The sequence below is a fragment of the Streptomyces sp. AC627_RSS907 genome, assembly GCF_019049165.1.
The window spans coordinates 1-647 of sequence record NZ_JAGMUE010000996.1 but is presented as its reverse complement, the minus strand read 5'-3'; the positions used below and the strand labels follow the sequence as shown (position 1 = coordinate 647).

Annotated in this window: 1 protein-coding gene and 1 pseudogene; both read left to right on the top strand. The window is 67.4% G+C overall.

Annotated features, from left to right (window positions below):
• On the top strand, nucleotides 1–284 hold a 284-nt coding region (locus KUM32_RS39860; protein ID WP_217146609.1), incomplete at its 5' end, for a hypothetical protein.
• Between the two features lie 211 nt (nucleotides 285–495).
• Nucleotides 496–647: pseudogene (locus KUM32_RS44480) on the top strand (VOC family protein); the annotation flags it as partial.

Genomic DNA, 647 nt, shown 5'->3' with positions numbered 1-647 from the left:
GCCCCCGGCACAAGGACGGCGGCGTACCGGTGTGGTGCGGCGTGCTGGGCACGGGCGTGTACGGCGGGTACTTCGGCGCGACGGCACCGGGCACGGCGGGACGGAAAAAAGCGGGACGGTGCGCAGACATTACCCCCTCCGGGAAGTGCTTCGCGCGTTTTTCCCGCTCGATCAGTTGCCGGCGAGATAGCCGTTTTCGCCTGTCGGAAAACGTGTTCTCGCCTGTCGGAATTAGGGCCCTGAATTCCGCGATGCGGACCGTGAATGACCTCGATGTGCCGTAGGAATTGGCCGAGTCGCTCGCAGGCCGGCGGGCCGCGAACCGTTAGCGTGGTCACCCCCGTTGACCGGCGCTTACGCCGGCCGCGGCCCCGGCGAGCCGCGGGTTACGGCGCGGAATTCCGTACCGGTGGCAAAGGGGAACCGACTCGCGAGAGCGCGGAACGGAACCGCCCACCGGCCGGCGGGCGCGGCGACCGAGAGGACATGTGGACCATGACCACCTTCGCGACAGGAACACCGTGTTGGGCCGACGCGATGTTCACCGATTTCGAGGGCGCCAGGACCTTTTACGGCGATGTGCTCGGCTGGACCTTCGGGGAGAGCTCAACGGAGTTCGGCAACTACACACAGGCGTATGCGGGCGG